The organism is Streptomyces sp. NPDC058470, assembly GCF_042721055.1.
Classification (GTDB): Bacteria; Actinomycetota; Actinomycetes; order Streptomycetales; family Streptomycetaceae; genus Streptomyces.
The window spans coordinates 14,945-32,127 of record NZ_JBHXMF010000086.1; the positions used below are offsets into that span (position 1 = coordinate 14,945).

At 71.6% G+C, this 17,183-nt stretch carries 11 protein-coding genes; 8 read left to right on the forward strand and 3 right to left on the reverse strand.

The window, feature by feature from the left end; genetic code table 11:
• The first annotated feature begins 12 nt into the window (after window positions 1–12).
• Complete coding sequence (locus tag ACFWP7_RS39140) at window positions 13–852, forward strand: chitosanase (protein WP_384392206.1); 840 nt, start codon at window positions 13–15, stop codon at window positions 850–852.
• A gap of 159 nt (window positions 853–1,011) precedes the next feature.
• On the opposite strand, the gene ACFWP7_RS39145 is transcribed toward ACFWP7_RS39140, so the two are convergent.
• The 3 genes from ACFWP7_RS39145 to ACFWP7_RS39155 form a co-directional block, all read right to left on the reverse strand.
• The gene (locus ACFWP7_RS39145) at window positions 1,012–2,472 is read right to left on the reverse strand and encodes a glutamate synthase subunit beta (protein ID WP_384392209.1); all 1,461 of its coding nucleotides are present in this window, start codon (window positions 2,470–2,472) and stop codon (window positions 1,012–1,014) included.
• Window positions 2,465–7,072 (reverse strand): glutamate synthase large subunit, encoded by a 4,608-nt coding sequence (gltB, locus tag ACFWP7_RS39150; RefSeq protein WP_384392212.1) that lies wholly within the window; start codon window positions 7,070–7,072, stop codon window positions 2,465–2,467. The genes ACFWP7_RS39145 and gltB overlap by 8 nt, the downstream gene beginning before the upstream one ends.
• A gap of 365 nt (window positions 7,073–7,437) precedes the next feature.
• Complete coding sequence (locus ACFWP7_RS39155; RefSeq protein ID WP_384392215.1) at window positions 7,438–8,169, reverse strand: VIT1/CCC1 transporter family protein; 732 nt, start codon at window positions 8,167–8,169, stop codon at window positions 7,438–7,440.
• Window positions 8,170–8,470: 301 nt separating this feature from the next.
• On the opposite strand from ACFWP7_RS39155, the gene ACFWP7_RS39160 reads away from it, so the two are divergent.
• From ACFWP7_RS39160 to ACFWP7_RS39190, 7 genes are all read left to right on the forward strand, one after another.
• Window positions 8,471–9,775, forward strand: coding sequence for an ADP-ribosylglycohydrolase family protein (locus ACFWP7_RS39160; protein ID WP_384392218.1), 1,305 nt, complete (start codon window positions 8,471–8,473; stop codon window positions 9,773–9,775).
• A gap of 392 nt (window positions 9,776–10,167) precedes the next feature.
• Window positions 10,168–11,436 carry an ADP-ribosylglycohydrolase family protein gene (locus tag ACFWP7_RS39165; RefSeq protein ID WP_384392220.1) on the forward strand — a complete coding sequence of 423 codons (1,269 nt, stop codon included), beginning with the start codon at window positions 10,168–10,170 and terminating at the stop codon, window positions 11,434–11,436.
• A 7-nt stretch (window positions 11,437–11,443) separates the two neighbouring features.
• A complete protein-coding gene (locus ACFWP7_RS39170; protein WP_384392223.1) occupies window positions 11,444–12,598 on the forward strand; it encodes an ADP-ribosylglycohydrolase family protein in 1,155 nt (384 codons plus the stop codon).
• On the forward strand, window positions 12,595–14,091 hold the full coding sequence (locus tag ACFWP7_RS39175; protein WP_384392225.1) for an ADP-ribosylglycohydrolase family protein: 1,497 nt from the start codon (window positions 12,595–12,597) through the stop codon (window positions 14,089–14,091). The genes ACFWP7_RS39170 and ACFWP7_RS39175 overlap by 4 nt, the downstream gene beginning before the upstream one ends.
• Window positions 14,088–14,999 (forward strand): ribokinase, encoded by a 912-nt coding sequence (gene rbsK / locus ACFWP7_RS39180; RefSeq protein WP_384392230.1) that lies wholly within the window; start codon window positions 14,088–14,090, stop codon window positions 14,997–14,999. The genes ACFWP7_RS39175 and rbsK overlap by 4 nt, the downstream gene beginning before the upstream one ends.
• The gene (locus ACFWP7_RS39185) at window positions 14,996–16,198 is read left to right on the forward strand and encodes a CaiB/BaiF CoA transferase family protein (protein WP_384392233.1); all 1,203 of its coding nucleotides are present in this window, start codon (window positions 14,996–14,998) and stop codon (window positions 16,196–16,198) included. Before rbsK ends, ACFWP7_RS39185 begins: the two co-directional genes overlap by 4 nt.
• Complete coding sequence (locus tag ACFWP7_RS39190; protein WP_384392234.1) at window positions 16,195–17,034, forward strand: HpcH/HpaI aldolase/citrate lyase family protein; 840 nt, start codon at window positions 16,195–16,197, stop codon at window positions 17,032–17,034. Before ACFWP7_RS39185 ends, ACFWP7_RS39190 begins: the two co-directional genes overlap by 4 nt.
• Window positions 17,035–17,183 lie beyond the last annotated feature (149 nt).

A 17,183-nucleotide genomic window follows, 5' to 3' on the forward strand; every position in this document is an offset into this window, starting at 1 on the left:
TACGCTGGGTCCATGAAACGTGCAGGTTTCGTGCTGCTCGCGCTCTCCCCCTTCGTCGTCGCGGCGCTCTGCTTCTCGGCACCGGGCCTCTCGGACCCGGGCGACGCCGCGCCCCCGCGGGCCGGCCGGCCGAGCGCGGACGGCGCCGGCCTCGACAGCCCCGACAAGAAGGAACTGGCCCAGCAGATCGTGGCGAGTGCCGAGAACTCCACGCTGGACTGGCCCAGCGCGTACGCCTACATCGAGGACATCGGCGACGGCCAGGGCTACACCGCGGGCATCATCGGATTCTGCACCGGCACCCACGATCTGCTCGTCCTCGTGGAGCACTACACGAAGGACCACCCCGGCAACGGGCTCGCCCGCTACCTCCCCGCCCTGCGCGCGGTCGACGGCACGGACTCCCACGAGGGGCTGGACCCCGGCTTTCCCGCGGCCTGGCGGACGGAGTCCCGCGTTCCGGCCTTCCGCACGGCCCAGGACACCGAACGGGACCGCGTCTACTTCGACCCCGCCGTCCGGCTGGCCAAACTCGACGGCCTCGGGACACTGGGCCAGTTCATCTACTACGACGCGATGGTCATGCACGGCCCCGGCACCGGTCCCACCGGCTTCTACGGCCTGCGCACCCGGGCCACGGCCGAGGTCGGCACCCCCGCCGAGGGCGGCTCGGAGAAGGCGTACCTCGCCCGCTTCCTCGACATCCGCCGCGCGGCCATGAAGTCGAGGAACGCCCACCGCGACACCACCCGCATCGACACCGCACAGCGGCAGTTCCTGAACGACGGAAACCTCGACCTGCACACGCCGCTGGAGTGGCAGGTGTACGGGGAGACGTACCGGGTGCCATAGCCGACGGCAGGTGTACCGGGGGGGCAAGTACCGGGTGCCATAGCCGACGGCAGGTGACCCGGACGCACCACGGCGCCCACCATCGTCCGGTCGGGGACTGGGCAGGCGCCGCGTTCAGTTCCGTACGCCTTTGTACGGGACGTCTTTTGGGGTGGAGCGTCAGACCATCAGCGAGCGGTCCGTGGGGCGGATCGGGGCCGGGAGTTCGCTGACCCCGGTCAGGAAGCGGTCGACTCCGCGGGCGGCCGAGCGGCCCTCGGCGATCGCCCAGACGATGAGGGACTGGCCGCGTCCGGCGTCACCGGCGACGTACACGCCGGGGACGTTCGTCGCGAAGTCGGCGTCGCGGGCGATGTTGCCGCGCGCGTCCAGCTCCAGGCCGAACTGGGAGACCAGGCCGTTCTCGACGTCCGTACCCGTGAAGCCCATCGCGAGCGTCACCAGCTGGGCGGGGATCTTGCGCTCCGTGCCCGGCTTCGGGGTCAGCCTGCCGTCGATGAACTCGACCTCGCCGAGGTGCAGCCACTGGACGTTGCCGTCCTCGTCGCCCTCGAAGTGGGTGGTGGAGACGGCGTAGACGCGCTCGCCGCCCTCCTCGTGCGCGGAGCTGACCTTGTAGAGCATCGGGAAGGTCGGCCAGGGCTGACCGGGGTGCCGCTCGTCGCCGGGCCGCGGCATGATCTCCAGCTGGGTGACCGAGGCCGCGCCCTGGCGGTGGGCGGTGCCCACGCAGTCCGCGCCCGTGTCGCCGCCGCCGATGACCACGACGTGCTTGCCCTCGGCCGTGATGGGGGGCGCCACGAAGTCGCCCTCCTGGACCTTGTTGGCGAGGGGCAGGTACTCCATCGCCTGGTGGATGCCCTTCAACTCCCGCCCGGGGACGGGGAGATCGCGGGCGGTCGTCGCACCCGCAGCGATGACCACGGCGTCGTACCGCTTGCGCAGCCGCACCGCGTCGATGTCGCGGCCGATCTCCACACCCGTACGGAACTTGGTGCCCTCCGCGCGCATCTGCTCGATACGCCGGTTGATGTGCCGCTTCTCCATCTTGAACTCGGGGATGCCGTACCGCAGGAGGCCGCCGACCCGGTCGGCGCGCTCGAACACGGCGACCGTGTGACCCGCCCGGGTGAGCTGCTGGGCGGCGGCGAGACCTGCGGGGCCCGAGCCGATGACCGCGACCGTCTTGCCGGACAGGCGCTCCGGGGCCTGGGGCGCGACATCGCCGCTGTCCCAGGCCTTGTCGATGATGGAGACCTCGACGTTCTTGATGGTCACGGCGGGCTGGTTGATGCCGAGCACACACGCCGACTCGCAGGGAGCGGGGCACAGCCGGCCGGTGAACTCCGGGAAGTTGTTCGTGGCGTGCAGGCGCTCGGAGGCGGCGGACCAGTCCTCGCGGTAGGCGTAGTCGTTCCACTCGGGGATCAGGTTCCCCAGCGGACAGCCGTTGTGGCAGAACGGGATGCCGCAGTCCATGCAGCGGCTGGCCTGCGTGGGGATGATCGGGAGCAGTGAGCCCGGGACGTAGACCTCGTTCCAGTCCCTGACGCGCTCGCCGACCGGACGGGTCCTGGCGACCTCGCGGCCATGGTTCAAAAAGCCCTTGGGATCAGCCATTGGTCGCCGCCTCCATCATCTTCTCGGTGATCTCGGACTCGGGGAGTCCGGCTCGCTCGGCGGCGTCCTTGGCGGCGAGTACTGCCTTGTAAGTGCTGGGGATGATCTTGCTGAAGCGGTCCACCGACGCGGGCCACTCGGCGAGGAGCTTCTCGGCGACCGTCGAAGCGGTCTCCTCCGCGTGCCGGCGCACCACGTCGTGCAGCCATTGGGCGTCGGCGTCGTCGAGGGTCTCGACGGCCCCGGTGCTGCTGACGTTCACGTTGTCGGGGTTCAGGTCGAGGACGTACGCGATACCGCCGGACATGCCGGCCGCGAAGTTCCGTCCCGTCTCGCCGAGGACGACCGCGTGACCGCCGGTCATGTACTCGCAGCCGTGGTCGCCCACGCCCTCGGCCACGACCGTCGCGCCGGAGTTGCGGACGCAGAAGCGTTCGCCGGTGCGGCCGCGCAGGAAGATCTCGCCGCCCGTCGCGCCGTACGCGATGGTGTTGCCCGCGATCGTCGAGTACTCGGCGAGGTGGTCGGCGCCCCGGTCGGGACGGACGATGACGCGTCCGCCGGAGAGGCCCTTGCCGACGTAGTCGTTGGCGTCGCCCTCCAGGCGCAGCGTGACACCGCGCGGCAGGAAGGCGCCGAAGGACTGGCCCGCCGAGCCGGTGAAGGTGATGTCGATGGTGTCGTCGGGCAGGCCCGCGCCGCCGAACTTCTTCGTCACCTCGTGGCCGAGCATGGTGCCGACCGTGCGGTTGATGTTGCGGATCGCGACCTGGGCGCGGACCGGCTGGGCGTCGGTGGCGCTGGACGCGGCAAGGGCGTCGGCGGCGAGCTTGATCAGCTCGTTGTCGAGCGCCTTCTCCAGGCCGTGGTCCTGCTGGATGACCTGGTGCAGCGGGGTGCCCTCGGGCAGTTCGGGCACGTAGAAGAGGGGGCTCAGGTCCAGGCCCTGCGCCTTCCAGTGGGTGATCGCCCGCTCGACGTCGAGGTTCTCGGCGTGGCCGACGGCCTCCTGGATGGTGCGGAAGCCCAGCTCGGCGAGGATCTCGCGGACCTCCTCGGCGATGAACCGGAAGAAGTTCACGATGTACTCGGCCTTGCCGGCGAACCGCTCGCGGAGCACCGGGTTCTGGGTGGCGATGCCGACCGGGCAGGTGTCCAGGTGGCAGACGCGCATCATGATGCAGCCGGAGACGACGAGCGGCGCGGTCGCGAAACCGAACTCCTCGGCGCCGAGCAGCGCGGCGATGACGACGTCACGGCCGGTCTTCAGCTGGCCGTCGGTCTGTACGACGATCCGGTCGCGCAGGCCGTTCAGGAGCAGCGTCTGCTGGGTCTCGGCCAGGCCCAGCTCCCAGGGACCGCCCGCGTGCTTCAGGGAGGTGAGGGGTGAAGCACCCGTACCGCCGTCGTGGCCGGAGATGAGGACGACATCCGCGTGCGCCTTGGAGACACCCGCGGCGACCGTGCCGACGCCGACCTCGGAGACCAGCTTCACGTGGATGCGGGCCTGCGGGTTGGCGTTCTTGAGGTCGTGGATGAGCTGGGCGAGGTCCTCGATGGAGTAGATGTCGTGGTGCGGCGGCGGGGAGATGAGGCCCACGCCGGGGGTGCTGTGCCGGGTCTTGGCGACCCACGGGTACACCTTGTGGCCGGGCAGCTGGCCGCCCTCGCCGGGCTTGGCACCCTGCGCCATCTTGATCTGGATGTCGTCCGCGTTGACGAGGTACTCACTCGTCACACCGAAGCGGCCGGAGGCGACCTGCTTGATCGACGAACGGCGCGCGGGGTCGTAGAGACGGTCCGCGTCCTCGCCGCCCTCACCCGTGTTGGACTTGCCGCCCAGCTGGTTCATGGCGATGGCGAGGGTCTCGTGCGCCTCCTTGGAGATGGAGCCGTACGACATGGCGCCGGTGGAGAAGCGCTTGACGAGCTCCTCGACCGACTCGACCTCGTCGATGGAGATCGGCTGACGGTCCGACTTGAAGCCGAAGAGTCCGCGGAGCGTCATGAGCCGCTCGGACTGCTCGTTCACCCGGTCCGTGTACTTCTTGAAGATGTCGTAGCGGGCGGTGCGCGTGGAGTGCTGGAGGCGGAAGACCGTCTCCGGGTCGAACAGGTGCGGCTCGCCCTCGCGGCGCCACTGGTACTCGCCGCCTATGTCGAGGGCGCGGTGCGCGGGCGCGATGCCGGAGGCCGGGTACGCCTTCGCGTGCCGGGCCGCGACCTCCTTGGCGACGACGTCGAGTCCGGCGCCGCCGATCTTCGTCGCGGTGCCGCTGAAGTACTTGCTGACGAAGGCCTGGTCCAGGCCGACGGCCTCGAAGACCTGGGCGCCGCGGTAGGAGGCGACGGTCGAGATGCCCATCTTGGACATGACCTTGAGGACGCCCTTGCCGAGCGCGTAGATCAGGTTGCGGATGGCCTGCTCGGGCTCGATGCCGCGCAGGAAGGTGCCGGCGCGGACCAGGTCCTCGACGGACTCCATCGCCAGGTACGGGTTGACGGCCGCGGCGCCGAAGCCGATGAGGAGGGCCACGTGGTGGACCTCGCGGACATCGCCCGCCTCGACCAGGAGGCCGACCTGGGTGCGCTGCTTGGTGCGGATGAGGTGGTGGTGGACGGCCGCGGTGAGCAGCAGCGACGGGATCGGCGCGTGCTCGGCGTCGGAGTGCCGGTCCGAGAGGACGATCAGCCGGGCGCCGTTCTCGATGGCGGCGTCGGCCTCGACGCAGATCTCGTCGAGGCGGGCGGCGAGTGAGGCGCCGCCGCCGCTGACCCGGTAGAGACCGGAGAGGGTCGCGGCCTTCATGCCCGGCATGTCGCCGTCGGCGTTGATGTGGATGAGCTTGGCCAGCTCGTCGTTGTCGATCACCGGGAAGGGCAGGGTGACGCTGCGGCAGGACGCGGCGGTCGGCTCGAGGAGGTTGCTCGCGGGGCCGAGGGAGGAGCGCAGGGAGGTGACGAGCTCCTCGCGGATCGCGTCCAGCGGCGGGTTGGTGACCTGCGCGAAGAGCTGGGTGAAGTAGTCGAAGAGCAGCCGGGGGCGCTCGGACAGGGCCGCGATCGGCGAGTCCGTGCCCATGGAGCCGAGCGGCTCGCCACCGGTGTTCGCCATCGGCGCGAGGATGATGCGCAGCTCTTCCTCGGTGTAGCCGAAGGTCTGCTGGCGGCGGGTGACCGAGGCGTGGGTGTGCACGATGTGCTCGCGCTCGGGCAGGTCGGAGAGCTCGATCTCGCCGGCTTCCAGCCACTCCGCGTACGGCTTCTCGGCGATGAGGCCGTCCTTGATCTCCTCATCCTCGATGATGCGGTGCTCGGCGGTGTCGACGAGGAACATCTTGCCGGGCTGGAGGCGGCCCTTGCGGACGACCTTCGCGGGGTCGATGTCGAGGACGCCGACCTCGGAGCCGAGGACGACGAGGCCCTCGTCGGTGACCCAGTAGCGGCCGGGGCGCAGACCGTTGCGGTCGAGGACCGCGCCGACCTGGGTGCCGTCGGTGAAGGTGACGCAGGCCGGGCCGTCCCAGGGCTCCATCATCGTGGCGTGGAACTGGTAGAAGGCGCGGCGGGCCGGGGCCATGGAGGCGTGGTTCTCCCAGGCCTCCGGGATCATCATCAGCACGGAGTGCGGGAGGGAGCGGCCGCCGAGGTGCAGGAGTTCGAGCACCTCGTCGAAGGAGGCGGAGTCGGACGCCTCGGGCGTACAGATCGGGAAGATCCGGCCGAGCTTGTCCTCGTCGCCGAAGAGGTCGGAGACGAGCTGGGACTCGCGGGCCGCCATCCAGTTACGGTTGCCCTTGACCGTGTTGATCTCACCGTTGTGTGCGACGAAGCGGTACGGGTGGGCGAGCGGCCAGCTCGGGAAGGTGTTCGTGGAGAACCGGGAGTGCACGAGCGCGATCGCGGAGGCGAAGCGGCGGTCGGACAGGTCCGGGAAGAAGGGCTCCAGCTGGCCGGTGGTCAGCATGCCCTTGTAGACGATGGTGCGGGCGGAGAGCGACGGGAAGTACACGTCGGCCTCGCGCTCGGCGCGCTTGCGCAGCACGAAGGCCTTGCGATCGAGGTCGATGCCCGTTGAAGAAGCAGCGGACCCGCCGTCGGTCACGAAGACCTGACGGAAGGCGGGCATGGTCGAACGCGCGGTGGCGCCGAGCAGCTCGGGGGCGGTCGGTACCTCGCGCCAGCCGAGGACGGTAAGGCCCTCGTCGGCGGCGATCGTCTCGATACGTGAGACGGCGTCGGTGAGGCCGTCCTCGGGCAGGAAGGCGATACCCACCGCGTACGCACCGGCCGCGGGCAGCTCGAATCCGGCCACCGCACGGAGGAAGGCGTCCGGCACCTGGGAGAGGATGCCCGCGCCGTCACCCGAGTCGGGTTCGGCGCCGGTGGCTCCTCGGTGCTCCAGGTTGCGCAGAACCGTGAGCGCCTGCTCGACCAGCGCGTGGCTCGCCTCACCGGTGAGGGTGGCCACGAAGCCGACGCCACAGGCGTCGTGCTCGTTGCGGGGGTCGTACATACCCTGGGCGGCAGGGCGAGCATCCATGAAGGACCACTTCTGGCCATTCGTGGAGTGCTGGGACGGCTGGCGCGGCGTACGCATCGGCTCTCCCGTCGTCGTCGTGGCATTTGCAAGTGCCGAGGGACGACGTTGGCCCTCTGCTTTATGTGCGCAAAATTTCGTGCAGGTTACATGATGGGGCGGTTCTCGGGAACCGGATACCACGTTCCAACATGCGGACACCGAGGGGGCGCGGGGGGTACCGCGCACGGCGGTGGAGTTTAAGGGGGTCAATCGGACAGATCCGTGTCCGTCGACCCGGAGCGTGGCAGGCAACGTCACCCGCCACGGTTGTGCAGAGAGGGCTTCATTGCCCACAGCGCTTACGGCTCATGCCCAGTGGTTAAGCGTTCGAAACCGCCGGGTAACGACTACTTATGCGGTCGGCCGCATAGGCGCCCAACATGTCATCCTACGGCCGCACCGAACAGACTGCCCAGGACGTACGTCACACCCGCCGCGGCACCGCCGAGGGCGAGCTGCCGCAGCCCGCTGTACCACCAGCTTCGCGCGGTCACCCTGGCCACGACCGCGCCGCAGGCGAAGAGCCCGATCAGCGCGAGCAGCAGCGCGGGCCACAGGGCCGTCGCCCCGAGCAGGAACGGCAGTACGGGGAGCAGGGCGCCCAGCGCGAAGGAGCCGAAGCTCGACACCGCGGCGACGGTCGGGGACGGCAAGTCACCGGGGTCGATGCCCAACTCTTCGCGGGCATGTATCTCCAGGGCCTGTTCGGGGTCGCGGGACAGTTGCCGGGCGACCTCGCGCGCGAGTGAGGCCTCGACACCGCGACTCTCGTACAGCTCGGCGAGCTCCCGCTCCTCGTCCTTCGGGTGCTTCCTCAACTCCCGCCGCTCGACGTCGAGTTCGGCCTCGACCAGCTCGCGCTGCGAGGCGACGGAGGTGTACTCGCCGGCCGCCATGGAGAAGGCGCCGGCCGCGAGACCCGCGAGCCCGGTGATGACGATCGTCTGATGCGACACGGCTCCGCCGGCGACGCCGGTCATGAGCGCCAGGTTGGAGACCAGGCCGTCCATCGCACCGAACACCGCGGGGCGCAGCCAGCCGCCGTTGACGTCCCGGTGGGTGTGGTTGTCGCGGTGCGCCTCGTGCAGCGTCGCTTCGGTCTCGATGATGGCCATGCGGGTCCCCCAGGGGTGCACTTCTTGGACTGGTTCTATATTTCGACAACAGCCAAAGTACGCCGATAATTTCGAGCTCGCCAGCAAGGAAAGGCTGGGCTTACCTGCACGTTTACGGTTTCTCGCTCATCCGTGGCAGATGACGCGCAGATGTCGACCGGGTGATGCTGAGGTGCGCGAGGCTCTGCTGAACCGCGGAGGTGGGACAGATCCGCTAAGGGTTCCGCGCGGGTCTCTCAGGTGTCCGCGCGTTGATTCGCCGCGAACGCCGGCGATGGAGCCCTGAGAGGAGCAGCACCGTATGGCTTCCATCGCCTGCATTCCCTCGGCCCCGGCCTCCGGGGACGCCGCCGGACTCCGCGAACGGGCGCGCGGCGCGCTGCTCGGTCTCGCCGTCGGAGACGCGCTCGGCGCGCCCGCCGAGAACATGAAACCGTCCGAGATCCGCGCGAAGTGGGGCCGGATCACGGGGTACGTCGCCGAACGTCCGGCCGGAACCGACGACACCGAGTACGCGATCTTCTCCGGCCTGCTGCTGGCCAGGCACGGCTCGGCGCTCACCGTGGCCCATGTCGAGGCGGCCTGGCACCAGTGGATCGCGGACCGGGACGAGGGTCCGTTCCGGGGCGCCGGCTTCAGCGAGCGCGGCACCCTGGAGAACCTCCGCCGGGGCCTCGCCGCACCGATCTCCGCGCAGCACCGGCACGCGTGGAGCGACGGGCTCGCGATGCGCGCGGCGCCCTTCGGCGTCTTCGCCGCGGGTCGCCCCGCCGAGGCGGCCCGACTGGTGGCGATCGACGGCTCGGTGAGCCACGAGGGCGAGGGCATCTACGGCGGCCAGGCGGTCGCTGCGGGCGTCGCGGCGGCCATGGCGGGCGCCCCGACCATCGCCGTCGTCGCCTCCGCCCTTGCCGTCATCCCGGACGACTCCTGGACCGCCCGTTCCCTGCGCCGCGCGGTCGCCGTCGCCCACCGCGGCGAACGCGCGGTCCGCTCGGCGGTCGTCATCGGCGGCTACCCCTGGACCGACCTCGCCCCCGAGGCCGTCGCCCTCGCCTTCGGCGCGTACGCGGCCGCCGACGGCGACTTCACCGAGTCCGTCCTCACCGCCGTGAACATGGGCCGCGACGCGGACACCACAGCAGCAGTCGCAGGCGCACTCGCCGGGGCGACCCGCGGCGCCTCATCGATCCCGGCCGCCTGGGCTGCGGCGATCGGCCCCGCCCTGGGCAGCTGCCTCCCCTCCATGGCGGGCCACCACGTACTGGACGTGGCGGAACTCCTGACACCGGGGGATGACGGGAAGTGGGCGGCCGGGGGACGACGCGTACGGGATGATGACGGGCTCGTACAGGGCTGGGACGAGGTTGTACGGGAGGACGGCCGGGCCGCACGGGAGATGGCAGGGCTCGTACGAGAGGAAGGTCAGCCCGTACGGGAAGGGGACCGGCCCGTACGGGAGGGAGCTCAGCCCGTACGGGCAGGGGCTGGGCCCGCACTAGATCCGCGCGAGCTCGCGCGGGACGCGGGGCCGGGCGGCGCGTGGCCCACCCCCGATCCGGACGTGTTCGCCCTGGCCGCCGACCAGAACGAGGGGCAGCGGTGAACCCCGGCCTGGTGGGAGACGACCCGGGCGAGGGCCTGGCCCTGTCGGCGGACTCGGCCCCGGCGGCGGACGCTGTCCTCTCCGCAGACCCTGCCCTCACGGACTCCGCCCCTGCAGTGAGTGCCACCCCCTCAGCAGGCACCGCCCTCCCTGCGGAATCCGCCCACTCGGCAAACAATGTCCCCTCCCCAGACACCGCCGTCCCCACAAATACCGCTCACCCCCGGGGCGCCTCCGCCCTCCGGGCAAACAGTGTCCCCTCCGCAGACACCGCCCTCTCCACAGATACCGCTCACCCCCGGGCCGCCTCCGCCCTCGGGGCGGACAAGGTCCCCTCCTCGGACGCAGTCCTCTCGGCAAACACTGTTCCTGCGGCGGATGCTCTCCTCGTAGTGCGTCCCGTCCCCGCGGCGGGCTGCGCCCACGCAGTGGATCCCGGCCCCATCACGGATCCCGGCTCCGCGACGGGTCCCGCCCCCACCGCGGGTCCCGCCCCCGCGGCAGCTCCCGTCCCCCGCGACGCGAGAGAGACCGCCCCCTCGGGGCACCCCCGTCGCATCGAGGGTCTCCTCCTCGGCCTCGCCGCAGGCGACGCCGCGGGCTGGCCCGCGGCCCGGCATCGCGCCGCCCGGATGCCCGAGTGGACGCGGCGTCTGACCCGGGAACTGGACACGTTCGCGGAGCAGAACGCGACGACGACGCTGCCCGTGCCGATCGCGCTGAACCAGCCGCCGGAGCCCCTGCGGCTCGGCCCGTCGGACGACGCGGAGTGGGCGGCGTTCGCGGCGGAGGCGGTACTGCGGGCCGGGGACGCGATCGCGCTCGGAGACCTGAGCCGCGAGCGGCGCATGCGGGCGTCGATCGACCTGTCGTGGAACGCGATCGCCAGCGAGGTCGCCGCGGCAGCGGACCGCGCCCCCGAGGTCGAATCGGCCCTGCTCCCCCTGCGCGCCCGGATCTCCGTACGGGCCGGACTAGGCAACCTCGCCGCCGGCCTGCGCCCGCCCGCCACCGGCCACGACAACCCCCACTACTTCGACGACGCGGCCTGCGTACGGGCCTGCGTGCTCGCCGTGGCCCACCCGGGCGACCCCCGACTCGCCGCGGAACTCGCCGAGTTCGACGCCCGCTACACCCAGGACGGCGACGGCGTGCACGGCGCCCGCGCGATGGCCGCCGCCATCTCGCTCGCCCTCGCCGGTGCCGACGTCGACGCCTGCGCGGACGCCGCCCTCGCCGAACTCCCCGAGTCGACGGAGATCGGCCGCAACGCCCGGTACGCGCTGAACCTGGCCCGCGCCAGCGGGGGCACGTTCGCCCTGGTGCCCCTGCTGGAACACCAGATCGTCGACCACGTGTACAGCTACGGCATCGCGGCGGCGGAAACCGTCCCCGTCGCCCTCGCACTCGCCACCGCCGCGCGCGGCCGGATCGCCGAGGCGGTACCCGCCGCAGCATGCCTGTCCCGCGTCGCCGACTCGGCCCCCGCCCTCGCGGGCGCCCTCACCGGCGCACTCGGCGGCGGCGACGCGATCCCGGCCACCTGGCGAGACGCCTGCCGCACTCTCTCCGGCTGCGCCCTGCCCCGTCTGACCGGCACGGATCTCATCGGACTCGCCGATCTCCTCGAAGCGATGGAACTGACGACCCCAGAGGGATGATTCGGGCATGACGCCCAAAGGAGCAGCAAGTCTGGAAGAGCGGATCACCGGAAGCCTCGTCGGGGCCGCGGTGGGCGACGCCCTCGGCGGCCCCGTCGAGGGCTACACCCCCGCGCAGATCGTGGAGCGCCACGGCGGCCGGGTGCACGGCGTCGTCGGCCCCTGGAACGGCGACGCCTGGCGCACCGCCCGTCCCATCGCCCCGTACCACAAGGGCGACGGGCACGTCACCGACGACACCTTGATGACCCACGCGCTGGTGCGCGTGTACGCCACGGTCCGCGACCACCTCGACGCGTACGCCGTCGCCGAGCACCTGGTCCCCGACCTCATGGGCAACCCACGCTGGATCCCCGAGCTGGAGGCGGAGGCCCTTCCCCTCCAGCGGATCTTCCTCGCGGAGAAGTGGCTGGTGGCCCGCCTCCACTACGGTCACATCGACCCCCGGGAGGCGGGCACCGGCAACATCGTCAACTGCGGTGCCACGATGTACATGGCCCCGGTCGGCCTGGTCAACGCCGCCAACCCGACGGCAGCGTACGCCGAGGCGCTCGACATCGCTGGCGCCCACCAGTCGTCGTACGGCCGCGAGGCCGCCGGCGTCTTCGCGGCGGCGGTGGCGGCGGCCTGCGTCCCCGGGGCCACCCCCGCCTCCGTGATCGACACCTGCCTGGCCCTGGCGAAGGACGGCACCCGCGCCGCCATCGAGGCGGTCTGCGAAGTCGCCGCCCGCCACACGAACTTCGAGTCGGCGCTGGGCCCGCTGCGCGAAGCGGTGACCCCGTTCGACACGGTGGGTCCCGACTACCGGTCCCCCTCACTCGGCGCCCGCCGCCCCTCCCGGCTGCACGCGATCGAGGAACTCCCCATCGCGCTGGGCATGTTGGTGATCTCCGGCGGCGACTACGGCCACGCGGTGCTCGGCTCCGTGAACTACGGCCGCGACTGCGACTCCATCGCCACCATGTCCGGCGCCCTCGCCGGCGCGCTCGGCTCGGAGATCCCCCGCGACTGGGCCAAGACGGTCGCGGAGTCCAGCCGCCTCGACCTCGACGCGCCCGCGAAGGCGCTCACGGAGGTCACCCAGGAGATCTTCGAACGGGACGTACAGCGCAGACGAACGCACGAGACGGCGTACGCCACACTGGCCGGCCCACGATGACCGGCCTCCGCCTGACCTGGGTCCAGCCCGAGGACCTCGTCGGCCACGAACTCGCCCAGGCGACCCAGGACGGCCGAGACCCGGCACCCATCGCTGCCCGCTGGCAAGCGGCGGGCGGCCCGGCGGCCCCGTCCCACGCGGGTGCGTCCCCAACTCCGGCCGCACCACACCTGCGGGCACTGGCGGATGACCTCCTGGACGAACTGGCCGACCTGCCAAGCAGATTGGCGGACCAAGAACCCACAGACCTCACCCAGATCAAGGCCCACTGCCCGATCTGGCCCTCGCATACTGCGGCCCCGCAGGCACCGGGTGCCGCCACCCCCAACCTCGCTGTGGGCATGCGTGCCGCTAGGGGCGGCGCCCGTCCCACAGAGAGCGGCACCCTGCAAGCGCAGGCAAGCGCACCCACCCCAACCTCCACCCCCACCCAGGCCCACCTGGAAGCCGCCTGGTTGGGCCGAGCCGCAGGTTGCCTACTCGGCAAACCGGTGGAAAAACTCCCCCTCCGCGGCATCCGAGAACTCGCCCGAGCCACCGGCAACTGGCCCCTGCACACCTGGTTCACCGCAAAAGGCGTCCCCGCGGAACTCACCCACACGTACCCGTGGAACAAGCGCTCCGCGCCAACCTCCCTCGCCGAGAACATCGACGGCATGCCGGAGGACGACGACCTCAACTACCCCCTACTGAACACCCTGTTGCTCCAACGCCACGGGAGGGATTTCACCACCACCGACGTCGCCCGACTCTGGCTGGACGAACTCCCCGCAGGCCGCACGTTCACCGCGGAACGTATCGCCTACCGCAACCTCCTCACCGGCATCGAGCCCCCACAGACGGCCGGCCACCGCAACCCGTTCCGCGAATGGATCGGCGCCCTGATCCGCGCGGACGTGCACGGCTGGACGAACCCAGGCGACCCGGCGGCCGCCGCGGAACAGGCCCACCGCGACGCCACCCTCACCCACACGGCGAACGGCGTCTACGCGGCGATGTTCACGGCGGCCACCATCGCCGAGGCGGCCACCGTAACCAGCGACATCCACGCCTGTCTCCGCACCGGGCTCACCGTCGTACCCCCCACCTCCCGCCTGGCAAAGGCGATCCACCAGGCGATCCAACTCGCCGCAACACACGACGACTTCGACGTCGTCGTGGACGAACTCCACACCACCCACAGCGCCTACCACTGGGTCCACGCCATCCCCAACACCGCCCTGATCGCCGCCGCACTCACCCACGCGAACGGCGACTTCTCCGGCTCCATCTGCCGCGCGGTGTCGGGCGGCTGGGACACGGACTCGAACGGCGCGACGGCGGGCAGCATCGCGGGCCTGCTCGCGGGAGACCCCGCCGCCCTCCCCGACCGCTGGACCAGCCCCCTCAAGAACCGTCTGGCCACCTCGATCGCCGACTTCAACGGCACCGGCTTCGACACCCTCGCCCAGCTGACCCACCAGCTCACCCGCCGGGAGGCACCCCGCCCATGACCCATATCGCCGTACTCGGCAGCACGAACATGGACCTCGTCGCGTACGTCGCCAAGGCCCCGCAGCGCGGAGAGACCGTGACGGGCAGGGAGTTCCGTACGATCCCCGGAGGCAAGGGCGCCAACCAGGCGGTGGCCGCGGTGCGCGCGGGCGCCGACGTCTCGTTGATCGGCGCGGTCGGCGTGGACGCCTTCGGCAGCCAACTCCGTTCCACGCTGGAGCACTCGGGCGTGAACACCGATCATCTGCGCACCACCGAGGGCCCGTCCGGCACCGCGCACATCGTCGTCGACGACGAGGGCGGCAACGCGATCGTCGTCATCCCCGGCGCGAACGGCAGCGTCACCGACCTCGCCCCCGGCGACGAGGGCCTCATCGCCACCGCCGACGGGCTTCTGCTCCAGCTCGAAATCCAGCAGTCGGCCGTTCTCGCGGGCGCCGAAGCCGCGCGCAGCCACGGCGTACGCACCATCCTGACCCCGTCCCCGGTCCAGCCGCTGCCACCCGAACTCCTCGCCGCCATCGACCTGTTGGTGCCCAACGAGTACGAGGCCGCCGCGCTCACCGGCGTCACCGACCCCCGCCGGGCAGCCGCCGCACTGCTCGACCAGGTCCCGGAGGTCGTCATCACGCTGGGTTCGGCGGGCAGCCTGTACGCGGCCCGGGGCGCCGAACCACTGACCGTGCACGCGCCCCGGGTGACCGCCGTGGACACGACCGGCGCGGGCGACACCTTCGTCGGCACCCTCGCGGTGGCACTCGCCGAGGGCCGGGAGATGCCGGAGGCCCTGCGCTGGGCGTCGGCCGCCGCCGCGCTGTCGGTACAGCGGATCGGGGCGACGTCCTCGATGCCCTACCGTGCCGAGATCGACACCCAGGCCTCGCACACCCTGCGGTCCACCTCATGAGCGCGCACCCGGGGCAGGCGCCCCTCACCGGCCTGCGCGTCCTCGACCTCGCCACCCTCTTCGCCGGCCCGCTCGCCGCGACCATGCTCGGTGACTTCGGCGCGGAGGTCATCAAGATCGAGCATCCGGCCAAGCCCGACCCGTCCAGGGGCCACGGCCCGTCGAAGGACGGCGTCGGCCTCTGGTGGAAGCTCCTGGGCCGCAACAAACGCACGATCACTCTCAACCTGTCGAAGCCGGGCGGCCGCGCGACCCTCCTCCGCCTCGCCGCCACCGCCGACGTGGTCATCGAGAACTTCCGTCCCGGCACGCTGGAGAAGTGGGACCTCGGCTGGGCGGAACTCTCAGCGGCGAACCCCCGTCTCGTCCTCGCCCGGGTCACCGGCTTCGGCCAGTTCGGCCCGTACGCGCACCGCCCCGGCTTCGGCACCCTCGCCGAGGCGATGAGCGGTTTCGCGGCGATCACCGGTGAGCCGGACGCCCCGCCGACCCTGCCGCCCTTCGGCCTCGCCGACTCGATCGCGGGGCTTGCGACGGCGTACGCCGTGATGACCGCGCTGACGGCCCGCGAGCGCACCGGCGAGGGCCAGGTCATCGACATGGCGATCATCGAGCCGATCCTGACCGTCCTTGGCCCGCAGCCGCTCTGGTACGACCAGTTGGGCCACGTCCAGCCCCGCACCGGCAACCGCTCCGCGAACAACGCGCCCCGCAACACCTACCGGACGGCGGACGGTTCCTGGGTCGCCGTCTCCACCTCCGCCCAGTCGATCGCGGAACGCCTGATGCGGCTGGTCGGCCGCCCCGAGCTGATCGACGAGCCGTGGTTCGCGACCGGCGCGGACCGCGCCCGCCACGCGGACGTCCTGGACGAGGCGGTCGGCAGCTGGATCGCCGGCCGCACCCGCACCGAGGTCCTGGAGGCCTTCGAGAAGGCGGAGGCGGCGGTGGCTCCCATCCAGGACGTACGGGACGTGATGACGGACCCCCAGTACCAGGCCCTGGACACCATCACCACCGTCGACGACCCCGAACTGGGCCCCCTGCGCATGCAGAACGTCCTCTTCCGCCTCTCCGCCACCCCCGGCGCCATCCACTGGGCGGGCCGCCCGCACGGCGCGGACACGGACACGGTCCTCACCGAACTCGGCCTGACGGACGGGGAGATCGACGCCCTGCGCTCGGAGGGCGCGCTATGACCGTGCACCCCTTTCCCCTCACTTGGCTGTACGTTCCCGGGGACCGCCCGGAGGTCGTCGCGAAGGCGCTGGTGTCGGGCTCGGACGTCGTCCTCGTCGACCTGGAGGACGCGGTCGCCCCGGACCGCAAGGAGTACGCCCGCGCGGCCACCGCGGAACTCCTCTCCGAGCCCCAGCCGGTCCCGGTCCACGTCCGGGTGAACGCCCTGGACAGCCCCCACGCGGAAGCCGACCTCAAGACCCTCTCTCCGCTTCCCGGCCTGTCGGGACTCCGCCTGCCCAAGGTGACCTCGCCCGCCGAGGTCGTCAGGGTCGCGGAGGACGCGCCCTCCTCCGGCGGAGGCGCGATCCCCCTGTACGCCCTCCTGGAAACGGCCCTCGGCGTGGAACAGGCCTTCACCATCGCCTCCGCCCACCCTGCCCTGCGCGGCATCGCGCTCGGCGAGGCCGACCTCCGTGCGGACCTGGGCGTACGGGGTGACGCGGGCCTGGACTGGTCCCGCGCCCGCGTCGTCGTGGCCGCCCGCGCAGCCGGCCTGGCCCCGCCCGCCCAGTCGATCCACCCCGACATCCGCGACCTCGAAGGCCTCGCCGCCTCCTGCGCCCACGGCCGCGCCCTCGGCTTCCTCGGCCGCACGGCCATCCACCCCCGCCAGCTCCCGGTCATCGAGCGGGCCTACCTCCCGACCCCGGAGGAAATCGAAACCGCCGAGTCCATCCTCAAGGCAGCCACCACCACCCCCGGCGCCCAGGCCCTCCCCAACGGCACCTTCATCGACGCGGCGGTGGTGGCAGGCGCCCACCGAACCATGGCGCTGGCGCGCCGCCAGGGCTGACGCCGTTCCGGCGCCGCGGGATTGCGGCTCCGCAGGGTTTCCTGCTCCGCGGGAGAAGAGGTAACCGCCGTCCGGGGCGGATACCTCTTCTCCGCCGCGACGGCGAGCACCCCCACGGCGTGTTCCGGCGGTACCGAGCCCGCCGGAAC